The organism is Sphingomonas sp. EC-HK361, assembly GCF_902498785.1.
GTDB lineage: Bacteria > Pseudomonadota > Alphaproteobacteria > Sphingomonadales > Sphingomonadaceae > Sphingomonas.
In genome coordinates this window covers 908361-934686 of sequence record NZ_LR701493.1, presented here as the reverse complement: position 1 = coordinate 934686, position 26326 = coordinate 908361, and the positions used below count along the sequence as shown (strand labels likewise).

Below are 26326 nucleotides of genomic sequence, written 5' to 3'. Positions count from 1 at the left end.
TCAGGTCTCCGGTTTCGGTTCGATCAACGCGGCTTCCGCCAACACGCTCCGCGCAAACGGAATGGAAAGCCGTTTGCGGCGTTCGAGCACTTCCTGGTCGAGCAGATCGACGGTGCGCATCAGTGCGACGTGATTACGCTCTATCCGAGCGACGAGCCAGTCGAGCAGGTCGGGACGGGCATCCAGTCCCCTGCGCGCGAACTGCCGCTCGAGCAGCGCGTGCATCAGCGCATCGTCGGGCGCACCGATCGTCGCGATCGGACACGCGGCGAGGCGGGAGCGCAGATCGGGGAGCCGCACAGCCCACTCTGGCGGCGCTACATCAGCGACCATCACCAGCGGCTTGCGATCGGCTTGTGCGCGGTTCCACGCGTGGAACAGCTGTTCCTCATCACGCGCCTGCGCGTCATCGACGATGCTGCCGCCACTTTTCCCTGCGAAAATGCGCGCAAGCAGGCTGCGCCCCGATTTGCGCGGACCGGTGAGGATGGCGGTCATCACCGGCCATGCACCCCAATGCTCCAGCGTGTGTGCCGCGCGCGCGTTGGAAGGGGTCACCAGGAATTCGTCGTCGCTCGGGCTCGCGGGCCACGCGAACGGGAGGCCGATCTGCGTCATCCGGCGGTCGGCGTGCCCGTTGGCGTGGGCCGCGGCTGCGGTGCCGGGCCGCGCCGGATGCGTAGCGTCGTGCCGGAACCGAGCACCTGCCAGCCCCGCGCCTCCAGCGCCGCGCGCAGCGCTTCGGGCGCTCCCGCATAACCGACCCGCATCAGCGATATGCCGCCAAGCGCGAGGCTGCTCGTCGATGCCGAGGATACGCCCGGAATGCCCAGCAACGCGCCTTCCGTCGCGGTGACCGCACCGACGTCGGGCGTATCGAACTGCACCGTGAACGCCGTCGTCGCGGTCGCGGCCGTCGTCGTGACGGCTGCCGGCAGATCGGTCGGCAAGGCGGTCGGCGTGGGGGTCGGTTCGGGTGTGCGATACATCAGCCCCGGATCGGCACGGATGAGGCCCCGCGACAGCGCCGCCTGATAGGTCTCGTCGATCCGCTTCACCCCCGCATCGAGCAGCGCGGGCAAACCCGCGGCGCTATTCACTTTCAGCACGAACTGCGCGAGCTTGCGGTTGTCCGGACCTTGTCGCGCCTGGAACACGCCGACGATCGGACCGCCCGGCCACTGGCGATAGAGCGTGACAACCGGGATCAGCACGTCCGACGCGCCATATTGATCGAGGACGGTGCGCCACCAGCCGCGACCCGGCCGTTCGGTCTGGCCGACGTTCAGCAGGAGCGGATCGGGGCCGGTGCCCACAGGGCGGACATAGTCGATCGTGCTGTTGCCCGTGCGATAGCGTGCCCAGGCCTCCTGCCAGTCGCTGCGCTGTTCGAACACCTGGCCGACGCCGCCGGACCATTGCACGGGGATGACGACCATCGCGGCCGACCGGTTCACGGTGCCGACGACGCCCAGGATGCTGCCGGCGCGGTCGCGGTCGAACAGCACGCCGAGCTTGGCGATATAGCGGTTGGGGCCGATCTGCTCGTTCTCGACGACGACCGCGGAGACGAGCGAATCGAGCGTGCCGTCGGATACCAGCCCGCCGCCCGCGCCAAGCCGGTTCGAAAGCTGCACCCACGCCTTGCGTTGCGCCAGCCGCCAGCCGGCATAGCGGGCGGCGTCCGCGCTCTTGCCGGAGGTATCGACCGTCACGCCCGAAACCTCGAAATTGCCGGAGGAATCGATCGGCGCGACGCCGCGGCTACCACCTTCGATCTGCGCCATGACGGCGGCCCCGCCGAACGCGAGTGCGGCGGTGGCAAGGGCGAGGACGGGAGTACGAAGACGCATCGGCAAGCCTTTTGGCGAAGCAGGCGTGGAAATCCAAGCGCGATATGGCTAGGCGATCTGCGCATGAGCGACGAACAGCCCCATCCCGCCTCTTACACCTATGCCAAGGCGGGGGTTTCCATCGCCGCTGGCAATGCGCTCGTCCGCGCGATCGGTCCGCTCGCCAAATCGACGCGGCGCGCCGGCACCGATGCCGATCTCGGCGGGTTCGGCGGGTTCTTCGATCTGAAGGCAGCGGGTTTCACCGATCCGCTCCTGGTCGCGGCGAATGACGGCGTCGGCACGAAGCTGAAGCTCGCCATCGAATGGGATCGTCATGCGGGCGTCGGCATCGATCTCGTCGCGATGTGCGCCAACGACCTGATCGTGCAGGGCGCGGAGCCGCTGTTTTTCCTGGACTATTACGCGACCGGCAAGCTCGATACCGCCGTGGCCGAAAGCGTCGTCGCCTCGATCGCCGAAGGCTGCCGCGACGCCGGCTGCGCGCTGATCGGCGGCGAGACCGCGGAGATGCCGGGGATGTACGCGGACGGCGACTACGACCTTGCCGGCTTCTGCGTCGGAGCGGTCGAACGCGATCAGGTGCTGACCGGGGCAGAGATAGCGGCGGGCGACGTGATCCTCGGGCTCGCATCGTCGGGGGTGCATTCCAACGGCTTCTCGCTCGTCCGGCGGCTGGCCGCAGACAAGGGCTGGAAGCTCGACCGGCCGGCGCTGTTCGATGCTGACCGGCTGCTGATCGACCATTTGATGGCGCCGACGCGCATCTATGTGAAAAGCTTGCTGCCGCTCATCCGCGCCAAGCGGATCAAGGGCATGGCGCATATCACTGGCGGCGGATTGCTCGAGAATATCCCGCGCGTCCTGCCGATCGATACGCACGCGGTCGTAGACGCCGATGCCTGGCCGCAGCCGCGACTGATGGCGTTCCTGCAGGCGCAAGGGACGATCGAGCCGGAGGAAATGGCGCGCACGTTCAATTGCGGGATCGGGATGGCTATCGTCGTTGCAGCGGGCGCGGCGGATTCGGTCGCGACGGAACTTGAAGCCGCGGGTGAGATGGTGTTCCGGATGGGCGCGATCGAGGCGGGGCCGCGCGGGTGCACCGTGAAGGGTTCGGCTGAAACCTGGAGCGCGCGGGATGATTGGAGCGCGACGCATCATGCTTAGCAATGTGTTCCCGCGTAGGCGGGAACCCAGTCTGGGTCCCCGCCTTCGCGGGGGCACATCGGGCACCGCATGAATAGAAGGATCGGCATCCTCATTTCCGGCCGCGGATCGAACATGATGGCGCTTGTCGAGCGGGCGGACGGCTACGACGTCGCGCTCGTCGCGTCCGACAAGCCCGACGCGCCCGGGCTCGCATGGGCGAAGTCGCGAGGGATCGCCACCTTCGCGCTGTCGCCAAAAGGCATCGGCAAGGCCGGGTATGAAGCGCAGATCGATGCGGCGCTGCGCGAAGCGGGCGTCGAAATCATCGCGCTCGCCGGCTATATGCGGCTGCTGTCCGACGATTTCGTCGCACGGTGGCGCGGCCGGATCGTCAATATCCACCCGTCGCTGTTGCCCCGATACAAGGGCCTCGACACCCATGCCCGTGCGATCGCGGCCGGCGATGCGGTTGCCGGATGCTCGGTGCATGTCGTGACCGAAGAGCTCGATGGGGGCGCGGTGCTCGGTCAGGCCGAGGTACCGATCGAGCCCGGCGACACACCCGAGATACTCGCGGCGCGAGTCCTCGCGGCCGAACATGCGTTATATCCGCGCGTTTTGAAGGAGTTCGTTGCCAATGAGCGACCCAACCCCGCTTGAGACCGTCCGCGCGGCGGCACTCGCGCTGCCCGAAACGGAAGAGCGCGTCAGCCACGGCCAGCCGACTTTCTTCGTCGCCGGCAAGCAGTTCGCGCAGGTCCGCGACGATCATCACGGCGATGGCCTTCACGTCGTGTGCGTGAAGACGAGCGGCGTCGACGAGCAGGCGATGCTCATCGAGGCCGCGCCGGAGACCTATAGCCGCCCTGCGTATCTCGGCCCGTCAGGATGGGTCGGGGTCAATCTTGCCGGCGATGTCGATTGGCCGCTCGTCGAGGATCGCATCGCGCGGAGCTGGGAGCTTGCCGCCCCCATGCGCCTGCTTGAGGCCGGCGGGCGATGACCGACGAAACCCCCGCCGAGCGCGCCGAGGCCGCCGCCACCCGCCGACGCTGGATCAGCTTGGCCGAAGTCGTCGCGGTCGCGGGCGTCCTCATCGCCGCGCTGACGCTGTGGAACAGCTGGAGCGAGCGCCGCGATGCCGCGCTCGAGAAGGCCTCCGCCGCTGCGCAGGAAGAGCGCGTCGACTCGCGGATTGCGTTGGTCGCTACGGTCGAAAATGGCGGGGACCGCCTGCGGCTGCGCGATACGCGGCACGAGATCGCCGATGTGACGGTCACCTTCCCCAAAGCGCTCGGGGTGCCGACGCAGCAGCCGGTGGAGCCGGTGATCGACAGCGGCGCCTTTCGCGATGCGCTTTTGAAAGCGACGGACAACGGCCCCGATGCGCAGACCGGCAAGCTGCCGGCGCTGGTGCGGGTCATCTATTGGGACGGCGATACGAAGAGAACCGGCGCTGCGATCTACGACATCATCTGGCGAACCGAAGGCCGTATCCTGCGGGGCCGTTCGCTGAAGCTGGAGGCGTTGCGTTTGCGGGACCGTAGCGGCAACGCGGCTGCGCTTGACCGGATGTGGACGCCGCCGGCCTGAAAACTCCCTGACAACCGTTCGCCCTGAGCGCAGTCGAAGGGCATGCGAGACGACGTGCTTCGACTTCGATCAGCACAAACGGCAGTGATTGATGAAAGTACGCTTCTCAAAGGTCGCGCGCGTAGATCACGTCGTCGAACAGGCTTTCTCCGACCAGGAACTGGCGTTCGCCCGCAAGCGTGAAGCCCTGCCGCTCGTAGAAATCGCGCGCGCGGCGGTTGGCGCCGAGCACGCCGAGCAACAGCCGCGTCTTGCCTAGCGCCCGCGCATCGTCGATCGCGCGTGCCATCAGCGCAGCGCCGATCCCGGTCCCGCGGGTTAGCGACAGCGCGTAGATGCGGCGCAGTTCGATATCGTCGGAGGTCGTCGGGATGGGAAAATCTGGGACGGAGAGCACGGTGTAGCCTACCGGCGCAGCGCCATCCGGATGCTCCGCCAGCGTCAGCGCGCTTCCCGCATCCTGCGCCCAGGCAGAAAATTGCGCGGGCGAGCTCTTGCGCGCGCAGTGGGCGATGATGTCCGGTCCTTTAAGGATGCCGGCGAACGTCTCGAGAAAGCTGGCGGCTGCGACCATCGCGAGCGCGGGAGCGTCCCCCTCGCCCGCCCGCCGCAGCCGCCACATCGTCATCGGCTCAGCCGACGATCTCTTCGGGCTTGAAGAAATAGGCGATCTCGATCGCCGCATTCTCGTCCGAGTCCGAACCATGGACCGAGTTCGCCTCGATCGATTCGGCCAGTTCCTTGCGGATCGTGCCGGCGTCGGCGTTTTCCGGGTTGGTCGCGCCCATGATGTCGCGGTTGCGCTGCACGGCGTTCTCGCCTTCCAGCACCTGCACGACGACCGGGCCGGAGATCATGAAGCTGACGAGGTCGTTGAAGAAGGGCCGCTCCTTGTGGACCGCGTAGAAGCCCTCGGCCTGCTCCTTCGTCATCTGGATGCGCTTGGACGCGACGACGCGCAGGCCGGCCTCCTCAAGCATCTTGGTGACGGCGCCCGTGAGATTGCGACGCGTGGCGTCGGGCTTGATGATCGAAAAAGTACGGTTCGCGGCCATGATGGTCACGGGCTCCTGTGCGTGAGTGTGAAGCGGAAGATGGCCGCGCCCCTAGGCGGGGGCGCGCCCGATGGCAAGCCTCAGGCGGCCTGCTCCCACCCGCCGCGATCGGTCTGCTTCCAGTAGCGGCGCTCGACATCGGGCTTTTCGGCGAGCCCGCGCCACGCCGCGCGGGCGCCTTCGACGGTTTCGTCGTCGAAGAAATGAAACGCGCGGTCGAAGCTCAGGGCCTCCTCGCGCCAAACCCCGTCACCCAGCGCGATGTGGCGGGCGCCGTTGGCGGCAACGGGCTGGTCGGCGATCAGCACTGGCTGGGCCGCATCGTCGCCAGCGCCCGTCACCGCATGCGGCAGAAAACTCTCAGGCGCGTAGGTCCACAATTCCCGGTCGAGCGCCTGCCGCTGCACCGCATCGCCGTGCACCACCAGCAACCGCCCGGAGCCTGCGAGAATGCGCTCGGCAATCCGCGCAAGCGTTCGTGGCAGCGGCGATGCGGTCAAATGGTAGAAATCGACCTGCATCGCGCGCCCAGGATCACTTCTCGAAATTGTCGGCGACAAACCGGTCGAGCAGGCGCACGCCGTAGCCGGTCGCGCCCTTGTCCCAGGTCGGACCGGCCTTGTCCGACCACACCATCCCGGCAATGTCGAGATGCGCCCACTTCACGCCCTCCTCGACGAAGCGCTGGATGAACTGTGCCGCGGTGATCGATCCCGCGCCGCGCGGGCCGACATTCTTCATGTCGGCGATCTGCGAATCGATGAGCTTGTTGTAGCTGTCCGCGAGCGGGAAGCGCCACAGCAGGTCGCCCGTCGCACGACCCGCCGCGAGCAACTGGTCGGCCAGCACGTCGTCATTGGCGAAGATGCCGCCATGCTCGGTGCCCAGGCTGACGATCATCGCGCCGGTCAGCGTTGCGAGATCGACAATCGTCTTCACCCCGTGCTTTTTCTGCACCCAGGTGATCGCGTCGCACAGCACGAGCCGGCCTTCCGCGTCGGTGTTGATGACCTCGATCGTCTGGCCCGACATGCTCGTCACCACGTCACCGGGGCGCTGCGCGTTGCCGTCGGGCATGTTCTCGACAAGGCCGCACACGCCGATGACGTTTGCCTTTGCCTTGCGCAGCGCCAGCGCCTTCATCGCGCCAGCGACCGCACCGGCCCCGCCCATGTCCCACTTCATGTCTTCCATGCCCGCGGCAGGCTTGATCGAGATGCCGCCGGTGTCGAAGGTCACACCCTTGCCGACCAGCGCGATCGGAGCGGCGTCGCCCGCCCCCGTCCACTTCATCACCAGCAGTTGCGCCTCGCGCCGCGACCCCTGGCTGACCCCGAGCAGCGCGCCCATCCCGAGCGCGGCCATTGCCGCCTCGTCGAGCACTTCGATCTCGAGGCCGGTGCCTTCGGTTTCCTTGCGGACGATCTCGACGAAGCTTTCAGGATAAAGGATGTTGGGCGGCAGGGTGACGAGCGTCTTGGTAAGCGCCAGCCCCTGCGTCACCGCATCGCGCGCAGCCCAGGCCGCTTCCGTCCCGTCCGGCGCGCCGACGATCGTGATCGTCTCAAGCGTGGGTTTGGCGTTGTCGGCCAGCTTGGTGCGGTAGGCATCATAACGCCACGCCCGCTGCGCCGCGCCCGCCGCCAGCCGCGCGACTGCGACAGGGTTCGGTGCGGACGACACATCGACTGCGATCGAGGTCGCGCCCGAGGTCAGCAGCGCCGCGGTCAGCGCACCGCCTGCACGCTCATAAGCGGCATCGTCACCCTCCCCCACACCCAGCAGAATGATCCTTTGCGCACCATCACCCGACGGCACGATCAGATCGACGAGCTTGCCCGCTTCGCCGTCAAAGCGCTGCGCCTTCGCCGCAGCCGCAGCCAGCGCGCTTGCGGCCGCAGGCACCGCATCGACGCCGCCCTTGGCTACCGGATAGGCGACCAGGGCGGCGTCGACAGGCTTGGCTGGAGCGAAAACGATCTTCATCATCAAATCCTCGAAAGCGTTAACGAAGCCCCTAGGACCCCGGTCGACCAACGGCAAGGCGAGGCGCAAAAACCACGCGCGCCGCGGAAATCGACCGTGCGGCACGCGGTGCGCGCGCACGCGATTGCAGCGCCTGCGCGGTGATGCGATAGGGCAGGCTCGTGCGCGCCATCCCGGCGTGTCCGGGAGTTGACCGATCACCGTGATGCGTTCCCACCTCATGGCGTGCTGCGTGCTGCCGCTGGCGATGCTCGCACCGATCGGGGCGATGGCGCAGGACTTTCAGACCCCGCCGGTCGCACCGCCGCCGCCGGGCGAGGAAAAGCCGCTGGCCGACGACCAGGTCCAGTTCAGTTCCGGCCAGCTCGAATACGATCTCAACAACGATGTCGTCGTGGCGAGCGGCGAGGTCCGCATGTTCCGCCAGGGCCAGCGGCTGCGCGCCGACAAGGTGACGTGGAACCGCAAGACCGGAAAGGTCTTCGCCAACGGCAACATCGCGGTCACTAACCCCGAAGGCGACATCGCCTATGGCGATTCGATCGAGCTGACCGATTTGCTGAAGGACGGCGTGGTCGACAACATGCTCGTCGTGCTGGAGCAAGGCGGTCGGCTGGCCGCGGTGAAGGGCACGCGCGAGGAAGACGGCACGATCAACCTCAACCGCGCCGCCTACACGCCGTGCGACGTCACCAATTCCGCGGGCTGTCCCAAGGAGCCGACGTGGAAGATCACCGCGGTGCGCGTGACCTACCGCCCCGAACGTCAGCGCGTCTATTATGTCGGCGCGCGCTTCCACCTGTTCGGGCTGCCGACGATCCCGCTGCCCAAATTCTCCCACCCGATCGGCGACGGCAATGATTCGGGGCTGTTGAGTCCGCAGTTGCGCCTGACCCGGGTGAACGGGTTCGAGGTTGCGGTCCCCTATTATTTCGGGATGGGCGACAATGCCGGGCTGACGGTGACGCCGCACGTCTACACCAACGTGCTGCCGATGCTGCAGGCGGACTACAAGGCGCTGAACGAACTCGGCGCGCTGAAGGTGACGGCCTATGCCACCGCCAGCCGGCGCAGCGACGACCTGAACACGCTGACCCCCACCGCGACCGAGCAGGCGTTTCGCGGCTATATCGACGGGGTCGGGCGCTTCCAGCTTACGCCGGAATGGAGCGTGTCCGGATCGCTGCGTCTCGTCACCGATCGCACCTTCCTGCGCCGCTACGATCTTTCGCGCGACGACCGGCTGCGCACCAACCTGACCGTCGAACGGATCGACGCGAACAGCTATCTCTCGATCGCCGGCTGGGCGGTGCAGACGCTGCGCGTCAACGACGATCAGGGCATGCAGCCCGTCGCGCTGCCGGAAATCGACTATCGCCGGCGCGTGCCGGGGCTCGCGGGGGGCACGCTGAACCTCCAGCTCAACTCGCTCGCGCTTGGCCGAGCCGATGGGCAGGATACGCAGCGCGCCTTCGCCAGCGCGCAGTGGGACCTGCGCCGGATCACCAACTGGGGCCAGGAGGTGACGCTGACCGCCTTCGGGCGGGCCGATGCCTACAATACCCATGACGTCCTCTCGACCGCGGTCGAAAGCTACCGCGGCATCGAGGGGTTTCAGGGTCGGTTGATCGGCGCGCTGGCGGCCGACGTTCGCTGGCCCTTCGTCGGTGAAGCGTTCGGTGGCACGCAGCGCTTTACTCCGCGTATCCAGATCGTCGCCGAACCCAGGATCAAGAACCTCGAGATTCCCAACGAGGACTCGCGCGCGGTCGATCTCGACGACAGCAACCTGTTCTCGCTCAACCGTTTTGCCGGTTACGACCGGTGGGAGGATTCGAGCCGGGTCACCTACGGCGCGGAGTGGGCGCTGGATGCACCGGGGCTGAGCATCAACAGCGTCGTCGGCCAGAGCTATCGCCTGAGCGAACGGCCCTCGATCCTGCCCGATGGCACCGGCCTGTCCGATCGCTTTTCCGACATCGTCGGCCGCGTCGAGGTCCGCTTCCGCGACTTCGTCTCGCTCACCCACCGCTTCCGGCTGGACAAGGACAATTTCGCGGTTCGCCGCAACGAGATCGACGCGACGATCGGCAGCCGGCAGACCTATGCGCTGCTCGGCTATCTGAGGCTCAACCGCGACATCACCAGCGTCGAGGATTTGCAGGACCGTGAGGAAGCGCGTGTCGCCGGGCGCGTCCAGTTCGCCAAATTCTGGTCCGCCTTCGGATCCGCCGTCGTCGATCTGACCAATCGCGCCGAGGATCCGCTGTCGCAATCCGACGGATTCCAGCCGATCCGCCACCGCGTGGGTGTCGCCTATGAGGATGACTGCCTGACGCTCGGGCTGACCTGGAAGCGCGACTATCAGGATACGGGCGACGCGACGCGCGGCAACAGCTACCTGTTGACGCTGGCATTCAAGAACCTCGGGCGCTAAGCCGCGGTTCATCATGTCTTGGGCACAGCGCGCATATCGGCGCGGCTGCGCGGGGTAATGGGGTTAGACAGCGAGTGATGATTTCAGTTTCGCGCCGGGCAAGGCCGCTTCGTCTTGCGATCAGCGCCCTTGCGCTCGCCGTCGGCGCCGCCGCCACTGGCCAGACCGCGCCGCAGGCTCCCGCCGCCGATCAGCAGGCACCCGACCAGCAGCTGCCCGACAACACCGGGCTGAACATCCCGAAGAACCTGCAGATTTTCGGCAATCTCGATCCGAACATCCGCAAGGCGACCGCGATCGTCAACGACAGCGTCATCACCCAGACCGACGTAGATCAGCGCGTCGCGCTGCTGATCGCCGCCAATCCGCAGGCGACTCAGATCAGCGACCAGGAACGCCAGCAGCTTCGCCTGCAGGTGCTGCGCCAGCTGATCGACGAGGTGCTGCAAATCCAGCAGGCGAAGACCGCCGACGTGACGGTGACCGACGACGAGGTGAAGCAGAGCTTCACCCGCGTCGCGCAGAATTTCGGCCAGACGCCGGACCAGTTTCGCGACTTTTTGAAAAAGGCCGGATCGTCCGAACGATCGATCCGCCGCCAGATCGAGGCCGAGCTCGCATGGAGCCGGTATCTGCGCAAGCGCGTCGAGCCGTTCGTCAATGTGGGCGACGAAGAGGTGAAGGCCATCCTCGACCGGTTGCAGGCCGACAAGGGGACCGAGGAATATCACCTCGCCGAAATCTACCTTTCGGCGACCGCGGACCGCGCCCAGCAGGTGTTCGCGAACGCCCAGCAGCTGATCGCCGAAATCCAGAAGGGGAAGGCGCCGTTCAGCTATTTCGCGACCAACTTTTCCGAAGCCTCGACCCGAGCGGTCGGCGGTGACCTGAGCTTCGTGCGCGCCTCGCAGCTGCCCGCCTCGCTCGCCCAGGCGGCGCAGTCGATGCAGGTCGGCCAGGTCGCCGGGCCGATCGAGGTGCCGGGCGGATTCTCGATCATCTACCTCGCCGACAAGCGTGCGGTGCTGACCGCCGACCCGCGCGATTCGAAGCTCAGCCTTAAGCAGATGACGATCAAGTTCGCTCCCGGCACGACAGAGGCGCAGGCGTCTGCACGGACGGCGGCGTTTGCGAAGGAAATCCAGACGCTGCGCGGCTGCGGCTCGGTGGACAAGGTCGCCGCGCAGATCGGCGCCGAAGTCGTCGGCAACGACCAGATCAAGGTCCGCGACCTTCCCGCCCCGCTCCAGACGATCATGCTGAAGCTCCAGATCGGCGAGGCCACGCCGCCGTTCGGCTCGCCGACCGAGGGCGTCCGTACCCTCGTTCTCTGCGGGCGTGAGGACGCCGTGTCGGGGTCGCTGCCGGGCAGCGAGCAGGTTCAGAACCAGCTCGAGCAGCAGCGCGTCAACCTGCGCGCGCAGCAGGCGATGCGCGACCTGCGGCGCGACGCGATCATCGAATATCGGTGACGGACGACCGGCCTGGCATGACCCTGCCGCTTGCGGTCGCGATGGGCGACCCGTCGGGAATTGGCCCCGAGATCATCGCCAAGGCCTGGGAAGCGCGTGACACGTCCGGTATCGCGCCGTTCGTCGTTGTTGGCGACGCACGCGCGGTCGAGCGGGTGTGGCAGGGGCCGATCGCACGGGTCAACGATGTCGAACGGGGCGCCGCGGCCTTTGCGAACGCGCTGCCGGTGCTGAGCATCTTCAACGCGGGCGCGATCGTTCCCGGTCAGCCCGATGTCGATGGCGCCCGTTGCGCGCTGCAATCGCTGGAGATGGCGGTCGGCCTGACCCGGTCGGGTGCCGCGAGCGGCCTCGTCACCGCACCCGTTTCGAAGGCTCAGCTCTACGCCATTGGCTTCACGCATCCGGGCCAGACCGAATTCGTCGCCGAACGCTGCGGGATCGCCGGCGACAATGCGGTGATGATGCTTGCCGGTCCCGATCTGCGGGTCGTGCCGATGACGACCCACGTCCCGATCGCCGACGTGCCCGGGTTGCTCAGCGTCGAGCTCGTGGTCGCAAAGGCGCGCGCGACCGCCCGTGGGCTATGCCGCAATTTCGGGATCGCGGCGCCGCGCCTCGCCTTTGCTGGGTTGAACCCGCATGCCGGCGAACAGGGCGCGATTGGCCGCGAGGAAATCGATATCCTGGTGCCCGCGATCGACATCCTGCGCGCCGAGGGGCTTGACGGCACCGGGCCGCTGGCCGCCGACACGATGTTCCACCCCCGCGCCCGCGCCCGCTACGACGCGGCGCTTTGCTGCTATCACGATCAGGCACTCATCCCGATCAAGACGCTGTTCTTCGACGACGGTGTCAACATCACGCTCGGCCTGCCGATCGTCCGCACCTCGCCCGACCACGGCACCGCCTTCGCGATCGCGGGCAAGGACGAGGCCAATCCCGGCGCCATGATCGCCGCGATCCGGATGGCGGACGAGGCGGTTCGGCACCGCGCCGCAGCGTCGGCCTGCCCATCCGCCCCGTGAGTAGCGCCGATCTGCCGCCGCTGCGCGAGGTCATCGCGCGCTACGGGCTGAATGCGTCGAAAGCGCTGGGACAGAATTTCCTGTTCGACGCCCAGCTGCTCGCACGGATCGCCCGCATCCCCGGCGATCTGACGGGACAGCCCGTGCTGGAGATCGGCCCCGGCCCGGGAGGCTTGACTCGGGCGCTGCTCGCCGCCGGCGCAAATGTCACCGCGATCGAGCGCGACCGGCGCTGCATCCCCGCCCTAGCGGAGTTGAGCACGGCCTATCCCGGCAAATTGCATGTCATCGAGGGCGATGCGCTGGAGATCGATGCCGCCGCGCTGTTCGATACCGCGCCGCACATCGTCTCCAACCTGCCCTATAATGTCGGCACCGCCCTGCTGGTGCGATGGCTGTCGGCCGAATGGCGGCCGTGGTGGCAGACCCTGACGCTGATGTTCCAGCGCGAGGTCGCCGACCGCATCGTCGCGAAGGCGAATGACGACGCCTATGGGCGCCTCGCCGTGCTGTCGCAGTGGCGATCGACCGCCAGAATCGCGATGCCCGTTCACCGGTCGGCATTCACGCCGCCGCCCAAGGTCATGTCGGCGGTCGTTCATATCGTCCCCGCCGATGGGCCTGACCGCGTGGATCTGGCGGTGCTGGAACGGCTGACAGCGGCTGCGTTCGGTCAGCGCCGCAAGATGCTGCGGCAGAGTCTAAAGGGCGTGCCCGGCGCGATCGACGCGCTGGACGCGATCGATATCGACGTCACCCGTCGTGCTGAGACTGTGCCGGTCGAATCCTTCGTGGCACTCGCCCGCGCGCTCAGTCCTTCTCGACCGGCTTGATCGGCGCCGCCTGTGCAGTGGCGATCGGCGGCCCCTTCTGGATCACGGCGGCAAGCGTCGTCGCGGGCGCGCACGCCGTCTTGCAGAGCGTCTTGATCTTGGCGAGGTTGGTCCGCGCGATGTTCACCGCGCCCTTGGCGACCAGCGCCTCGCCCTGCCCCTGCAACGCGACAAGGTCGTTCGGATCGAGCGCCAGCGACTCCCGATAAAGCCGGATCGCCTTGCCCGGCAAACCGCGCGCCTGCGCGACCTGGCCAAGCTCGTTGAACGCCGCCCGGTTACGCGGATCGACCGCGACCGCGGTTTCCAGCGCGTCGGTTGCCGCGTCGAGGTTTCCCGCCGCTCGCGCGGCCCGGCCCTGCTGGAGCAGGCTGAGCGAGCGCGGATCGATCTGGTCGTCGGGACGCTGGCCCATCAGCGAGGTCGAGATCGACGCCGTGGCGAGCGCGGCTGCGACGGCGACGGAGGTATAACGCATGATCGGCTCCAGCTTCGACACGGCTCAGACGGCTAGCATGGCGCACGCAGACGCGCGACAAAAAAGCCGTCGGTGGAATCGGTTGCAGGGGTCAGGCGGGTGCCGCCGCCGTGCGGGGTGCCGGCGGGAAGCGCCAGCTTCTCGGCGCTCCAGGCAGGATGGCCGTTGAGGAAGACATTGATCTGCTCGGCCCCTTCGGCATCGAGCAGCGAACAGACGATATAGAGGAGCGCGCCGCCGGGGCGGACGAGATTGCTGCCCAGCGCAAGGATGCGGCGCTGGGTATCGACGAGCCGGTCGATCCGCTGCGGGGTCAGCCGCCACCGCGCCTCCGGGTTGCGGCGCCATGTGCCGGTGCCCGAACACGGCGCATCGATCAGCACGATATCGGCGCTCGCCCGCCAATCCTCGAGCGCGGTCGCTTCCTGTCCAGGATCGAGGAGCCGTGTCTCGGCGATCGTCACCCCCGCCTTTTCGGCGCGCGGCGAGAGCCGCGACAGGCGCGACCGATCGGTGTCGGTCGCTAGGATGCGCCCTTCATTCGCCATCGCCGCGGCCAGCGCCAACGTCTTGCCGCCGCCGCCCGCACACAGATCGACAACGCGCAGGCCGGGCTTCGCGTCCGCGGCCAGCGTCACGATCTGGCTGCCCGCGTCCTGCACCTCGGCCAGCCCGCCAAGCTGTTCGACATTCGTGCCGGCAGGCAAGCGCAGCGCGTCGGGCAGACCGGCGATCGGGTCGCCGGTGCCCAGGCTGGCGATCACGTCGTCGGGTGTGCCCATCAGCCGGTTGACGCGGATATCCAGCGGCGCGCGCTCGACGAGCGAACCGATCGCGTCGTGATCGACCCCTGATTTTTTGAGCGCGGTGATGAGCCATGCGGGCGCGACACCGCGCTTTGCCGCCGCTTCGCCCGGATCGATCGGCGCGGGGCCGTGGGTGGAGCCATCGAACGTTGCCGCCAACGCAGGATCGTTCGCGGCCAGCGCGAGCATCGCGCCGCGGCCGCTCGCCGGGCGTTCTCCGCATGTGCGAACAGCGGCGTAGATCAGCTCACGCACGGCGCGGCGGTCCTTCGATCCGGCGTAGCGGCGGGTCGCGAAATAGCGCGCGATCAGCGTGTCCGCCGCCGCCCCGCCCTCGCGCGCGGCGAGGACGATCGAGTCGAGCAATTCGATGGCGGCTTGGGTTCTGGCAGCGGGGGTCATCGCGTCCCCCTAGCCGCTTGCGGGAGCGATCGGGGAATTATCTCGTCGGGTAGTTGGGCGCCTCGCGGGTGATCGTCACGTCATGGACGTGGCTTTCCTTCAATCCGGCGCCAGTGATCTGGACGAACTGCGCGCGCTCACGCAGATCGCCGATCGTCGCCGCACCGGTATAGCCCATCGCCGCCTTGATCCCGCCGACGAGCTGGTGGATCACGTCGCGGGCCGGTCCCTTGAACGCCACCTGCCCTTCGATCCCCTCGGGCACCAGCTTCATCTGGTCCTTGATATCGCCCTGGAAATAGCGATCGGCCGAGCCGCGCCCCATCGCGCCGACCGAACCCATGCCGCGATAGGATTTGTATGCGCGTCCCTGATACAGAAACGTCTCGCCCGGCGCTTCCTCGGTGCCGGCGAGCAGCGACCCGACCATGCAGGTCGATGCGCCCGCCGCCAGCGCCTTGGCGAGATCGCCCGAGGTGCGCAGACCGCCATCGGCGATGACCGGGACGCCGTGCCTGTGGCTCTCCTCGGCGCAGTCCATTACCGCGGTCAGCTGCGGCACGCCAACGCCGGCGACGACGCGGGTGGTGCAGATCGAACCCGGCCCGATACCGACCTTCACCGCATCCGCGCCCGCGCCGATCAGCGCCTTCGTCGCCTCGCCCGTCGCGACGTTGCCCGCGATGACCTGGACAGTGTTCGACAGCTTCTTCACCCGCTCGACCGCGCGCGCGACGTCCCGGTTGTGACCGTGCGCGGTATCGATGACGACGCAGTCGACTTCGGCATCGACGAGCGCCTCGGTGCGCTCGAAGCCCTTGTCGCCGACCGTGGTAGCTGCGGCGACGCGGAGGCGCCCGGCCTCGTCCTTTGTCGCATCGGGATAGGTCACCGCCTTTTCGATGTCCTTGACGGTGATGAGCCCCACGCAGCGATAGGACTCGTCGACGACGAGCAGCTTCTCGATCCGCCGCTGGTGAAGCAACCGCCGCGCCTCCTCCTGCCCGACCCCGACCGAAACCGTCGCAAGATTGTCGTGCGTCATCAGTTCGGCGACCGGCTGGCGCGGATTCTCGGCGAAGCGCACGTCGCGGTTCGTCAGGATGCCGACGAGCTTGCCGTCGCGCTCGACCACCGGAATGCCGCTGATGCGGTTCTGTGTCATCAGCGCTCGCGCATCGGCGAGCGTCGCGGTCGGCGTGATCGTGATCGGGTTCACCACCATCCCGCTTTCGAAGCGCTTCACCTGCCGCACCGCGGCGACCTGTTCCTCGACCGTCAGGTTGCGGTGAAGCACGCCGATCCCGCCAAGCTGCGCCATGACGATCGCCATGTCGGCCTCGGTCACCGTGTCCATCGCGGACGACAGAACCGGAATGTTGAGTCCGATCTCGCGGGTCAGCTTCGTGCGCGTGTCGGCACTGCTCGGCAGGACGTCGGATTCACCCGGCACCAGCAGCACGTCGTCGAAGGTGAGTCCGAGGCGAATGTCCATGAGATGCCGAATCCTGCGGGAGAGCGAGGGAGTGGCGCGCCATGTAACCAAGTCGTGCCGGTATCGCTAGCTGTGATCCGCGGCGCTGTGCTAGACGCCTGTCACACAGGTGTTTCGGGGGAGCGTGATGCTGTTCATTGCCGCAGCGATGGTGCTGGTTCTGGTGCTGTTCTATCTGATGACGAGCATCAAGATCGTCCGCCAGGGCTATCAATACACGATCGAACATTTCGGCCGCTACACGACGACCGCGGCGCCGGGCTTCAATTTCTACCCCGCCTTTTTCTACCGTGTCGGCCGCAAGGTGAACATGATGGAGCAGGTGATCGATATCCCGGGGCAGGAGATCATCACCAAGGACAATGCGATGATCTCGACCGACGGGGTCGTGTTCTTCCAGGTGCTCGATGCGGCCAAGGCCGCCTATGAGGTTTCGGACCTCTATGTCGCGCTGCTCCAGCTGACGACGACGAACCTGCGCACCGTCATGGGATCGATGGACCTCGACGAGACTCTGTCGAAGCGCGACGAGATCAACGCACGGCTGCTGTCGGTCGTCGATCACGCGACGACGCCGTGGGGGGTGAAGATCACCCGCGTCGAGATCAAGGACATCCGCCCGCCCGCCGATATCGTGAACGCCATGGGGCGCCAGATGAAGGCGGAGCGTGAGAAGCGTGCGAACATCCTCGACGCCGAGGGCACGCGAGCCTCCGAAATCCTGCGCGCCGAGGGGCAGAAGCAGGCGCGCATTCTCGAGGCCGAAGGTCGCAAGGAATCGGCGTTCCGCGACTCCGAGGCGCGCGAGCGGGCTGCAGAGGCAGAAGCGCGTGCGACCCAGGTCGTGTCCGACGCGATCGAGGGCGGCAGCACGCAGGCGATCAACTATTTCATCGCGCAGAAATATGTCGAGGCGGTCGGCAAGTTCGCGACCAGCCCGAATGCCAAGACGATCCTCTTCCCGGTCGAGGCCACTCAGCTGATCGGCACGCTCGGCGGCATCGGCGAGCTTGCCAAGGATGCGCTCGCTGCCGCTCCGTCAAAGGCCGCACCCGCCCCACCAGTCACGCGTGAAGGGGCCGTTCGAGCAGAACCAGGGCTGAGACGATGGACGATCAGTGGTGGACCAATGCCGGCATCCTGTGGCTGCTCGCGGCCGCGGTGCTCGGCCTTGCGGAACTGGCGATTCCGGGGGTGTTCCTTGTTTTTCTGGCGATCGCCGCCGGAATCGTCGGGCTCGCGACGCTTGCGCTGCCCGACTTGCCGGTCGTCGCGCAGCTCGTCGCCTTCGCGATCTGGAGCGCGATCGCGGTTCTGGTGGGGCGACGCTGGTACCGCGATTATCCCGTTGCGACGTCGGACCCGCTGCTCAACAACCGGTCGGCGCGAATGGTCGGCGCGACGGCGACCGTGTGCGCCGCGATTGAGGGCGGACATGGCCGGGTGCACATCGGCGATGGTGATTGGCCGGCGACCGGCCCTGACGCTGCGACCGGCACCCGCGTGCGCGTCGTCGCAGTAGAGAACGGTATTGTGGCCGTTGAGCCGCTGGCGCTCCCGTGAACCGCCGGTAGAAGACTCGCGTCAGCGCGACGAGCGGCTCGTCGGCGAAGAAAGCGATAGAATGATCGTCACGGCCGGGCTTTTTAGGTAGCCCGGCCATGACCGAGCGGATCAGGCGGTTTCGGTCGCCCGCGGCGCCGCCTGGCGGACACCTTCGTCGACATGCTCGGCGAACTGCGCGAAATTGTCGACGAACAGGTCGACGAGCTTCGCCGCCGTCGCGTCGTAAGCCGTCTTGTCGGCCCAGGTCGCGCGCGGATCGAGGATCGCGCTGTCGACGCCGGGCACCGCGACGGGCACCTTGAACCCGAAGTTGGGATCGTTGCGGAACTCCGCGTCGTTCAGGCTGCCGTCGAGTGCAGCGTTCAGCAGCGCGCGCGTGGCCTTGATCGGCATGCGGTTGCCGACGCCGTACTTGCCGCCCGTCCAGCCGGTGTTGACCAGCCAGCAATCGACATTGCCCTTTGCGATCCGCTCCTTTAGCAGATTGCCGTAGATCGACGGGTGGCGCGGCATGAACGGCGCGCCGAAGCAGGTCGAGAAGGTCGCATCGGGCTCGGTCACGCCGATCTCGGTCCCCGCGACGCGCGCGGTATAGCCCGACAGGAAGTGATACATCGCCTGTTCCGGCGTCAGCTTCGCGATCGGCGGCAAGACGCCGTAAGCGTCCGCGGTCAGCATCACGATGTTGCGCGGCAATCCGCCCATGTTCTTTTCGGACGAATTCGGAATGAAATCGATCGGATACGCACCGCGGCTGTTCTCCGCCAGGCTGTTGTCCTCCAAATCGAGCACGCGGGTCACCGGGTCCATGACGACGTTTTCGAGGACCGTGCCGAAGCGCTTCGTCGTCGCAAAAATCTCCGGCTCGGCATCGGCCGAAAGGCGGATCATCTTGGCGTAGCAGCCGCCTTCGAAATTGAAGACCGCGGTGTCGGACCAGCCATGCTCGTCGTCGCCGATCAGCGTGCGGCTCGCATCCGCGCTGAGCGTCGTCTTGCCGGTGCCCGAAAGCCCGAAGAACACCGCCGTCGATCCGTCCGCGCCCATGTTCGCCGAACAGTGCATCGGCATCACGCCCGACGGCGGCAGCAGATAGTTGAGCAGCCCGAAGACCGATTTCTTCATCTCGCCGGCATATTTGGTGCCGCCGATGAGGATGAGCTTCTCGCTGAAATTCACCGCGATCACCGTCTCGCTGCGCGTGCCGTGACGCGCTGGGTCCGCCTGGAAGCTCGGCAGGTCGATGATCGTGTATTCGGGCACGAAGCCGCGCAGTTCGTGCGCTTCGGGCCGAACCAGCATCGTGCGGATGAACAGGTTATGCCAGGCGAGCTCGTTGATGACGCGGACGTTGACGCGGTGATCGGGCTGCGATCCGCCGAACAGGTCCTGCACGAACAGGTCCTCCTTGTCGCGCAGCGCCTTCATGAAATCGGCCTTGAGCGCGGCGAAATGCCGTGGTTCCATCGCCTTGTTGCTCTTGCCCCACCAGACGGTGCCCTCCGTCTCCGCATCGCGGACGATGAACTTGTCCTGCGCGGAGCGGCCGGTGTGGCGCCCCGTCTCGACCACCAATGGCCCGTCGGCGGACAGCTTGCCCTCACGCCGCGAGACCGCGGCATCGACCAGACGCGCGGTAACCAGATTCCAGTGAAGGACGGCGCGGGTCTCGATATCCTGCGATTCGAGGCCGGCGTCCGGTGTGCGCTCGCTCACTTCAACTCCCCTAAACTCAATTGCTTATGGGCTCGCATACGTATGCGGCCTTGCCTCCGCGCATACCGGCAGGGCCGGAGGGCGTCAAACCGGGCACGCGAGTAATCCCCATAAGAGGCAGCGTCAGCATGACGAGCATTGAGCGTGGGTGCGCTTTCGCCTAACCGGAACCATATGGGAACAACCATCCGGGCGTAGCCATGACAGCGACCATCGCGCTCGTCGACGACGACCGCAATATCCTTACCTCCGTGTCCATCGCATTGCAGACCGAGGGCTTCCTCACCCGCGTCTATTCGGACAGCGAGGCCGCGCTGAAGGCGCTGGGCGACAACCCGCCCGACCTCGCGATCTTCGACATCAAGATGCCGCGGATGGACGGGCTGGAGCTGCTGCGCCGCTACCGCGAGAAGCATCAGACCCCGGTCATCTTCCTGACGAGCAAGGACGACGAGCTCGATGAGGCGCTGGGTCTCGCGATGGGTGCGGACGATTACATCGCCAAGCCCTTCTCCCAGCGACTGCTGATCGCCCGCATCCGCGCGATCCTGCGCCGCGCCGAGCTGTCGAACGCGACCGATGCCAGCGACGGCGAGGTGCAAGGCCCGATCGAGCGCGGCAGGCTGACGATGGACCCCGCACGGCACAAGGTGCTGTGGGGCGGCGAGCCGGTGACGCTGACCGTCACCGAGTTCATGATCCTGGAAACGCTCGCCCAGCGGCCGGGCATCGTGAAGACCCGCAACCAGCTGATGGATGCCGCCTATCAGGACGACATCTATGTCGACGACCGGACGATCGACAGTCACATCAAGCGCGTTCGCCGCAAGTTCCGCGAGGTCGACGCCGAGTTCGACGCCATCGAAACGCTCTATGGCGCCGGTTACCGATTTTCCGAGGAGTGAGGCGAGCGACCTCGCGCTCCGCTGGTCGGGGCGCGTCTCGCTCACCCGCCGCATCCTTGCGGTCAACATCTTCGCGCTCGCACTGCTGGCGGGCGGGTTCTTCTACCTCGATTCCTATCGCAGCCGGTTGCTCGACAGCCGCGTCGTGCAGGCGGCGCGTGAGGCGCGGCTGATCGCACAGGCGATCCGCTCGGCCGCGCCTGCAGACCGTGCCGCCCTGACGGTGCGACTCGCCCATGACAGCGACAGCCGCATCCGCGTCTACACCGCGGACCGCACGCTGATGCTCGACAGCCAGGCGCTCGGCATTCGCAACGTCGTGCTGCGCGATCCCGACGAGGAAATGTGGGGCCAGCGCGCCGCGCGGTTTCTCGACAAGGTCATCGACACCGTCGTCGGTGCGGCACGTCCGCCGCTTTTCCGCGACCGCGCCGACGGCAGCTGGCCCGATATCGCGACGGCACATGCGACGAGCGCGATCGCGACAACGGTCTGGCGCGCGCCCGACCGCACCCCCGTCATCACCGCGGCCAGCGAATTGCCCGGCGGTGCGGCCCTACTCACCACGATGAGCGCGCGCGACATCACCGATACCGTGCGCGTCGAGCGGTTTCGGTTGGGGGTAGTCCTCGGCGCGGTGACGCTGGTGTCGATCCTCCTCTCGCTGTTCCTCGCGCGCACGATCGTGCGGCCGCTGCGCAGGCTCGCGCGCGCCGCGGTGCGCGTGCGCCTCGGCCGCGCGCGCGAGGTGGTGGTGCCGCGCCTTCCCACCCGTCGCGACGAGATCGGCATGCTCGCCCGTGCGCTCTCTGACATGAGTCTCGCGCTGCGTGCGCGGATCGACGCGACCGAGGCGTTCGCCGCCGACGTGACGCACGAACTCAAGAACCCCCTCGCCTCGCTCCGCTCCGCCACCGAAAGCCTCGAATCGGTGAAGGACCCAGAGCTCCAGCAGCGCCTGCTCGCGATCGTGCGCGACGACGTGCAGCGACTCGACCGGCTCATCACCGACATTTCCGAAGCTTCGCGTCTCGATGCCCAGCTCAGCCGCGCGAAGTTCGATCCGGTCGATGTCGGCGTAATGATCGACAGCCTGCTCGCCCAGCGTGAGGCGCGCGGCAACGAGCGCCAGGTGCGCATCCGCTTCGATCGACGGCCGGACCAGGCGTTGATCGTGCTCGGAGAAGGTGCGCGGCTGGAGCGTGTGTTCGAGAACCTGATCGACAATGCGATGTCCTTTTCCCCCGACAACGGGGTCATCGCGATCGCGGCGCAGCGCCAGGCCGACATGCTCGAAGTCCGCGTCGAGGACGAAGGCCCCGGCGTCCCCGAGGACGCGCGCGACGCAATCTTCCGGCGCTTCCAGTCGATCCGGCCGAGCGGCGAGACGTTCGGCGAGCATTCCGGCCTCGGTCTCGCCATTGCACGGACCATCGTCGAGGCGCATCAGGGGACGATCATGGTCGAATCGCGCGAGGACAGGATGAGTGGCGCGCGCTTCGTCGTCCGCCTGCCGCTGGCGGAGGCGCGCTGATGGCGATCATTTCCGGGGAGACGCTCCACGCGACGACGGTCGCGATCGGCGACCGCGCGGTCGTGATCGAGGGGCCATCGGGCGCTGGCAAATCCGACCTCGCGCTTCGCCTTATCGATCGCGGCGCCGTGCTGGTGTCTGACGACCAGACCTGGTTCACCCGTTCGGGCAAGCTGCTGCTCGCGAGCGCACCGGCGACGATCGAAGGCAAGATGGAGGTTCGGGGGCTCGGCATCGTCGAGTTGCCGTCCGCAAAGCAGGTGCCCGTCGGCCTGATCGTGCGATTGACCGACGCGATCACCCGAATGCCCGAACCTGCGAGCCGCCGGATCGCCGGAGTCGCCATCCGCGAGATCGCGATCGATCCCTGGCAACACTCCGCCGCCATCAAGGTCGAGATGGCGCTCCGCCAGGTCGAGGCGGGCGAGGAATGAGCCGCTCGCCCGCCGATATTCTCCTCGTCACCGGCCTGTCGGGCGCCGGCAAGTCGACCGTGCTCAAGACGCTGGAGGATCTCGGCTGGGAGGTCGTCGACAACCTGCCGCTGGTGTTGCTCGAACGCCTGCTCTCCGCCCCGCCACCCGCTGGAAGCGACGGCATCGGTCGCCCCCTCGCGCTGGGCATCGGGGCGCGCACCCGCGATTTCGACCCCGAGCGGATCATCGCGCGAATCCAGGCGCTGCGCGAGGCGCACGGCCATGATATCGGCGTGCTCTATCTCGATTGCGCCGGCGCGGAGCTGGAGCGGCGCTATTCGGAAACGCGGCGCCGTCACCCGATGGCGCTCGATCGCCCGGCGCGCGACGGGATCGCACAGGAGCGCGTGCTGCTGGCGCCGCTTCGCGCCTGGGCGAACCGGCTCATCGACACGACCACCCTGTCCTCCAACGAACTCGCGCAGTGCATCCGCGCGAGTTTTGCCGGCCAGACCGGCGATTCGCCCACGCTGACCGTCATGTCGTTCGGTTTCGCACGCGGGCTGCCCGCCAACGCCGATCTCGTCTTCGACATGCGCTTTCTGCGCAACCCGCACTGGGTGCCCGCCCTGCGCCCCGGCACCGGGCTCGACCCCGACGTCGCCGCCTATGTCGCGGGCGACCCGGTCTATGAGGAAGCAGTCGGCCGGATCGAGGCGCTGCTTCTGCTGCTGCTCCCGCGTTACCGCGCGGAGGGAAAGTCGTATCTGACCGTCGCGATCGGCTGTACCGGGGGGAGACACCGGTCGGTCCATGTCGCCGACAGGATCGCTCGGCGGTTGCGCGACGCGGGATTTTCGCCCACGGTCGATCATCGCGACCTGGCGGCAGCGCCGCAGGACTCGCTCGAAGGACAGCCTGAGCGGCCCATGAGTGACGGACAAGTCTGACATGATCGGTTTGGTATTGGTGACGCATGGCCGGCTGGCCGACGAGTTCGTCACCGCGATGGAACATGTCGTTGGCCCGCAGACCCAGATCGGGACGGTCGCGATCGGCCCCGACGACGATATGGAAGCGCGCCGCGCCGATATCGACGACGCGATCAAGGCGGTCGATTCGGGCCGCGGCGTCATCGTACTAACCGATCTTTTCGGCGGCACCCCGTCGAACCTTGCCATATCGCTGATGGAGCGCGGCCGGATCGAGGTGATCGCCGGCATCAACCTGCCGATGCTCATCCGCCTGGAATCGGCGCGTAAGGCGATGACCGTCGTCGCCGCGGTCGCCGCCGCGCGCGAGGCGGGGCGCAAATATATCTCGGTCGCCTCGGAAGTACTCGGCGAGGCGGCCGCGTGACGGTGACCCGCACGGTGCTCGTCACCAACAAACGCGGCCTGCACGCGCGCGCCAGCGCCAAGTTCGTCACCCTCGCCTCCACCCAGCCGGTCGAGGTCCGCGTGGCCAAGGACGGCTCCGACGTGACGGGCACGTCGATCATGGGGCTGATGATGCTCGGCGCCGCGATGGGCGACGAAATCACGATCAGCGCGGTCGGCGACGGCGCCGAAACAGCGGTGACGAATCTCTGCCAGCTGGTTGAGGCAAAATTTGGTGAGGATTGACGGCGCGCGAACGCCGGTCAGGCCACGGCTTGTATGTGGAAGGGTCGAAGCGACCCCGTTTCTGAAGCCGTGGATCGGTCAGAATGCGATGCATGAAGGCGGCGTACGCTGGCATGTTATGGGGGAGTCTCACTACACCCGGCTGGAAGACGGCGCATATCAGCGCACGCCCGACCTGACTCAAACTGTCATCAGCGATTGGGCGTTAGAGAAATCCGCGGGTGGATCTTTCTTCACCCGCGTGGGTGCTGTGGTGGAAAACAAGGAACCGGGCAGTTTTGATCGGAGATCGACTTGGGAAGGTATTGCCTATTCAAATTTCGTTCAGCAGCTGCTCGATGGCCCAAGGAAACCGCCGACTCCGGCCATGCTCGATGAAGCCCGAAGCTGCTTCTTCGGACAGCTTGCCATCTCCAGGCCGGATGTCCTGGTCGTTCTGGGGACGCGGCTATGGGAAGAGCTGCCGCTTGACGGCGTGAAGCTGTCCCCGTTGCAATTCGCCTGCGAACCCGATTGGCCGATCCTCGAAGACGCCTGGCTCTATCCGCTCGAGATCGACGATACGCTGACCTTCACGATCGCCGTCAAGATCGTGCACCCGTCGGCCGGGTTTCGCCGGTGGAATTGGCGGGTTGCGGCCCGTCGCGCGCACACGGCGATGTATTGCCATAGCAATGTGATCGAAGAGGCCTTGGCCACCTACGATATATCCTGACCATGCCCCGTGAAATCACCGCCTTCTCGAACCCGCTCGTCAAGCAAGTCCGCGACCTGCGCGACAAGCGCCATCGCCGTGCGGCAGGTCAGTTTCTCGCCGAAGGGCTGCGCATCCTCACCGAGGCGCGCGAGACGGGCCGGCTACCGCGAAAGCTGTTCTACGCCTCGGCCAGCGCCGGGCACCCGCTCGTCCACGCGCTCTCGATGGATGTCGAGGCGGCCGGCGGCGAATCGATCCAGACGACGCCGGACATCCTCTCCAAACTGTCGGGAAAGGACAACCCGCAGGCCGTCGTGGGTGTCTTCGACGAATTCGGCGCGACGCTGGACGACCTCGACCGATCGCGCGCCGGAATCTGGCTGGTTGCGGAGCGCCTGCGCGATCCGGGCAATCTGGGCACGATCCTGCGCACCGGCGACGCCGTCGGCGCCGGCGGGCTGATCCTGATCGGCGAGTGCGTCGATCCCTTCTCGGTCGAGGCGGTGCGCGCGAGCATGGGCGCGCTGTTCACCGTGCCCGTCGTCCGTGCGGAATGGGCGGACTTCCTGCCGTGGCTGCGCAGCGGACCCGGCCAGCTGGTCGGGCTGAGCCTCGATACCGACACCGACTACCGCGCCGCCGGCTACTCCGCGCCGACCTTCCTCCTTACCGGCAACGAGGCGCAAGGCATGCCGCCCGAAATGGCCGGCGCTTGCGACACGCTGGTCAAGATCCCGATGCTCGGCAAGGCTGACAGCCTCAACGCCGCCGTGGCGACCGCCGTCATGGCGTATGAGGTGCTGGCGCGGCAAGTCTAACGATATGGTGTGCGTGATTTGCAATTGCGGGCGGCCTTTAAAGGCCGCCCGACCGCTTCACATTGTTTCTATGCCGATTACCTCAGGCCGCTAAGGGCATGAACGCTCGGCGGGCATTATCGTAGTCCAAGCGAACGTCTTCAAACGAGAAGAACGCATTCGCTGATATGCACACCAGATTTCCGTAAACGTCGGTTACGAACCAACGCCACATGTAATCGGTGTCCATATGGAACATCGGATTAATGTCGCACATAGCTGCCTCCCCTTGTATAGGTGGGCCGCTAACTCGTTGTGCCGTCTGTTCGAAAGATCGTCGATATCTGGCTGACTGGGTTCTGGGTGTTGCCGGCTTATATTTATCTGCCCGCCATCCAGCATTGGCCACGGATCTGACAATTCAATGCAGCAGAGCTCATCGAGTCGTTTGCTATCGGTCTGATTAACTAGGTCATCGCA

The 26326-nt window shown here is 66.8% G+C and carries 27 protein-coding genes and 1 pseudogene; 18 read left to right on the top strand and 10 right to left on the bottom strand.

The genetic code is table 11. The features are described 5' to 3' along the window. Both BOS5A_RS05885 and BOS5A_RS05880 read right to left on the bottom strand, forming a co-directional pair. A complete protein-coding gene (locus BOS5A_RS05885; RefSeq protein ID WP_151954228.1) occupies positions 1–618 on the bottom strand; it encodes an HdaA/DnaA family protein in 618 nt (205 codons plus the stop codon). After that, complete coding sequence (locus BOS5A_RS05880; RefSeq protein WP_151954227.1) at positions 615–1853, bottom strand: heavy-metal-associated domain-containing protein; 1239 nt, start codon at positions 1851–1853, stop codon at positions 615–617. Before BOS5A_RS05880 ends, BOS5A_RS05885 begins: the two co-directional genes overlap by 4 nt. 63 nt (positions 1854–1916) lie before the next feature. Between BOS5A_RS05880 and purM the strand changes: the two genes are divergently transcribed. From purM to BOS5A_RS05860, 4 genes are all read left to right on the top strand, one after another. Beyond that, entirely contained in the window at positions 1917–3023 is a 1107-nt protein-coding gene (gene purM, locus BOS5A_RS05875) for a phosphoribosylformylglycinamidine cyclo-ligase (protein ID WP_151954226.1), read from the top strand. Between the two features lie 69 nt (positions 3024–3092). Further along, positions 3093–3665: a phosphoribosylglycinamide formyltransferase gene (gene purN / locus BOS5A_RS05870; RefSeq protein WP_151954225.1), complete on the top strand. Its 573-nt coding sequence runs from the start codon at positions 3093–3095 to the stop codon at positions 3663–3665. Next, positions 3643–4008: an MmcQ/YjbR family DNA-binding protein gene (locus BOS5A_RS05865; protein WP_151954224.1), complete on the top strand. Its 366-nt coding sequence runs from the start codon at positions 3643–3645 to the stop codon at positions 4006–4008. The genes purN and BOS5A_RS05865 overlap by 23 nt, the downstream gene beginning before the upstream one ends. Then, positions 4005–4598, top strand: coding sequence for a hypothetical protein (locus BOS5A_RS05860; protein WP_151954223.1), 594 nt, complete (start codon positions 4005–4007; stop codon positions 4596–4598). The genes BOS5A_RS05865 and BOS5A_RS05860 overlap by 4 nt, the downstream gene beginning before the upstream one ends. 106 nt (positions 4599–4704) lie before the next feature. On the opposite strand, the gene BOS5A_RS05855 is transcribed toward BOS5A_RS05860, so the two are convergent. The 4 genes from BOS5A_RS05855 to BOS5A_RS05840 form a co-directional block, all read right to left on the bottom strand. Then, positions 4705–5226, bottom strand: coding sequence for a GNAT family N-acetyltransferase (locus BOS5A_RS05855; protein ID WP_151954222.1), 522 nt, complete (start codon positions 5224–5226; stop codon positions 4705–4707). Between the two features lie 4 nt (positions 5227–5230). Further along, positions 5231–5653: a nucleoside-diphosphate kinase gene (gene ndk, locus BOS5A_RS05850; protein ID WP_088366166.1), complete on the bottom strand. Its 423-nt coding sequence runs from the start codon at positions 5651–5653 to the stop codon at positions 5231–5233. A gap of 80 nt (positions 5654–5733) precedes the next feature. Continuing rightward, on the bottom strand, positions 5734–6174 hold the full coding sequence (locus tag BOS5A_RS05845; RefSeq protein WP_151954221.1) for a DNA polymerase III subunit chi: 441 nt from the start codon (positions 6172–6174) through the stop codon (positions 5734–5736). Positions 6175–6187: 13 nt separating this feature from the next. Beyond that, entirely contained in the window at positions 6188–7639 is a 1452-nt protein-coding gene (locus BOS5A_RS05840; RefSeq protein WP_151954220.1) for a leucyl aminopeptidase, read from the bottom strand. A 205-nt stretch (positions 7640–7844) separates the two neighbouring features. Between BOS5A_RS05840 and BOS5A_RS05835 the strand changes: the two genes are divergently transcribed. The 4 genes from BOS5A_RS05835 to rsmA all read left to right on the top strand — a co-directional run bounded on the left by BOS5A_RS05835 (position 7845) and on the right by rsmA (position 13409). After that, positions 7845–10076: an LPS-assembly protein LptD gene (locus tag BOS5A_RS05835; protein ID WP_199857226.1), complete on the top strand. Its 2232-nt coding sequence runs from the start codon at positions 7845–7847 to the stop codon at positions 10074–10076. A 77-nt stretch (positions 10077–10153) separates the two neighbouring features. Next, positions 10154–11548, top strand: a complete 1395-nt coding sequence (locus BOS5A_RS05830) for a peptidylprolyl isomerase (protein ID WP_151954218.1) — start codon at positions 10154–10156, stop codon at positions 11546–11548. A 17-nt stretch (positions 11549–11565) separates the two neighbouring features. Next, a complete protein-coding gene (gene pdxA / locus BOS5A_RS05825; RefSeq protein WP_151954217.1) occupies positions 11566–12576 on the top strand; it encodes a 4-hydroxythreonine-4-phosphate dehydrogenase PdxA in 1011 nt (336 codons plus the stop codon). Continuing rightward, a complete protein-coding gene (rsmA, locus tag BOS5A_RS05820) occupies positions 12573–13409 on the top strand; it encodes a 16S rRNA (adenine(1518)-N(6)/adenine(1519)-N(6))-dimethyltransferase RsmA (protein WP_151954216.1) in 837 nt (278 codons plus the stop codon). The genes pdxA and rsmA overlap by 4 nt, the downstream gene beginning before the upstream one ends. On the opposite strand, the gene BOS5A_RS05815 is transcribed toward rsmA, so the two are convergent. The 3 genes from BOS5A_RS05815 to guaB are packed head-to-tail and all read right to left on the bottom strand — an operon-like array spanning position 13387 to position 16590. Next, positions 13387–13887, bottom strand: coding sequence for a tetratricopeptide repeat protein (locus BOS5A_RS05815; RefSeq protein ID WP_151954215.1), 501 nt, complete (start codon positions 13885–13887; stop codon positions 13387–13389). The two genes, rsmA and BOS5A_RS05815, sit on opposite strands and share 23 nt — an antisense overlap. 32 nt (positions 13888–13919) lie before the next feature. Further along, positions 13920–15095, bottom strand: coding sequence for an RsmB/NOP family class I SAM-dependent RNA methyltransferase (locus BOS5A_RS05810; RefSeq protein WP_151954214.1), 1176 nt, complete (start codon positions 15093–15095; stop codon positions 13920–13922). 37 nt (positions 15096–15132) lie between these two features. Continuing rightward, positions 15133–16590, bottom strand: a complete 1458-nt coding sequence (gene guaB / locus BOS5A_RS05805) for an IMP dehydrogenase (protein ID WP_151954213.1) — start codon at positions 16588–16590, stop codon at positions 15133–15135. A 148-nt stretch (positions 16591–16738) separates the two neighbouring features. Between guaB and BOS5A_RS05800 the strand changes: the two are divergent. Beyond that, positions 16739–17693: pseudogene (locus tag BOS5A_RS05800) on the top strand (SPFH domain-containing protein). A gap of 4 nt (positions 17694–17697) precedes the next feature. Then, positions 17698–18153 (top strand): NfeD family protein, encoded by a 456-nt coding sequence (locus BOS5A_RS05795; protein ID WP_151954212.1) that lies wholly within the window; start codon positions 17698–17700, stop codon positions 18151–18153. A 111-nt stretch (positions 18154–18264) separates the two neighbouring features. On the opposite strand, the gene BOS5A_RS05790 is transcribed toward BOS5A_RS05795, so the two are convergent. Beyond that, the gene (locus BOS5A_RS05790; RefSeq protein WP_151954211.1) at positions 18265–19872 is read right to left on the bottom strand and encodes a phosphoenolpyruvate carboxykinase; all 1608 of its coding nucleotides are present in this window, start codon (positions 19870–19872) and stop codon (positions 18265–18267) included. Positions 19873–20072: 200 nt separating this feature from the next. Here BOS5A_RS05790 and BOS5A_RS05785 point away from each other — a divergent pair, with 200 nt between their 5' ends. From BOS5A_RS05785 to BOS5A_RS05750, 8 genes are all read left to right on the top strand, one after another. Further along, positions 20073–20777: a response regulator transcription factor gene (locus BOS5A_RS05785; protein WP_151954210.1), complete on the top strand. Its 705-nt coding sequence runs from the start codon at positions 20073–20075 to the stop codon at positions 20775–20777. Beyond that, complete coding sequence (locus BOS5A_RS05780) at positions 20746–22311, top strand: sensor histidine kinase (RefSeq protein WP_151954209.1); 1566 nt, start codon at positions 20746–20748, stop codon at positions 22309–22311. The genes BOS5A_RS05785 and BOS5A_RS05780 overlap by 32 nt, the downstream gene beginning before the upstream one ends. Beyond that, complete coding sequence (locus tag BOS5A_RS05775) at positions 22311–22745, top strand: HPr kinase/phosphorylase (protein WP_442800501.1); 435 nt, start codon at positions 22311–22313, stop codon at positions 22743–22745. Before BOS5A_RS05780 ends, BOS5A_RS05775 begins: the two co-directional genes overlap by 1 nt. Continuing rightward, on the top strand, positions 22742–23677 hold the full coding sequence (gene rapZ / locus BOS5A_RS05770) for an RNase adapter RapZ (protein WP_151954208.1): 936 nt from the start codon (positions 22742–22744) through the stop codon (positions 23675–23677). Before BOS5A_RS05775 ends, rapZ begins: the two co-directional genes overlap by 4 nt. Before the next feature lies 1 nt (position 23678). Further along, positions 23679–24086 (top strand): PTS sugar transporter subunit IIA, encoded by a 408-nt coding sequence (locus tag BOS5A_RS05765; protein WP_151954533.1) that lies wholly within the window; start codon positions 23679–23681, stop codon positions 24084–24086. Beyond that, complete coding sequence (locus BOS5A_RS05760) at positions 24083–24352, top strand: HPr family phosphocarrier protein (protein ID WP_151954207.1); 270 nt, start codon at positions 24083–24085, stop codon at positions 24350–24352. The genes BOS5A_RS05765 and BOS5A_RS05760 overlap by 4 nt, the downstream gene beginning before the upstream one ends. A gap of 88 nt (positions 24353–24440) precedes the next feature. After that, entirely contained in the window at positions 24441–25067 is a 627-nt protein-coding gene (locus tag BOS5A_RS05755; protein WP_151954206.1) for a hypothetical protein, read from the top strand. Positions 25068–25069: 2 nt separating this feature from the next. After that, on the top strand, positions 25070–25867 hold the full coding sequence (locus BOS5A_RS05750; protein WP_151954205.1) for a TrmH family RNA methyltransferase: 798 nt from the start codon (positions 25070–25072) through the stop codon (positions 25865–25867). The last annotated feature ends 459 nt before the right edge of the window (positions 25868–26326 follow it).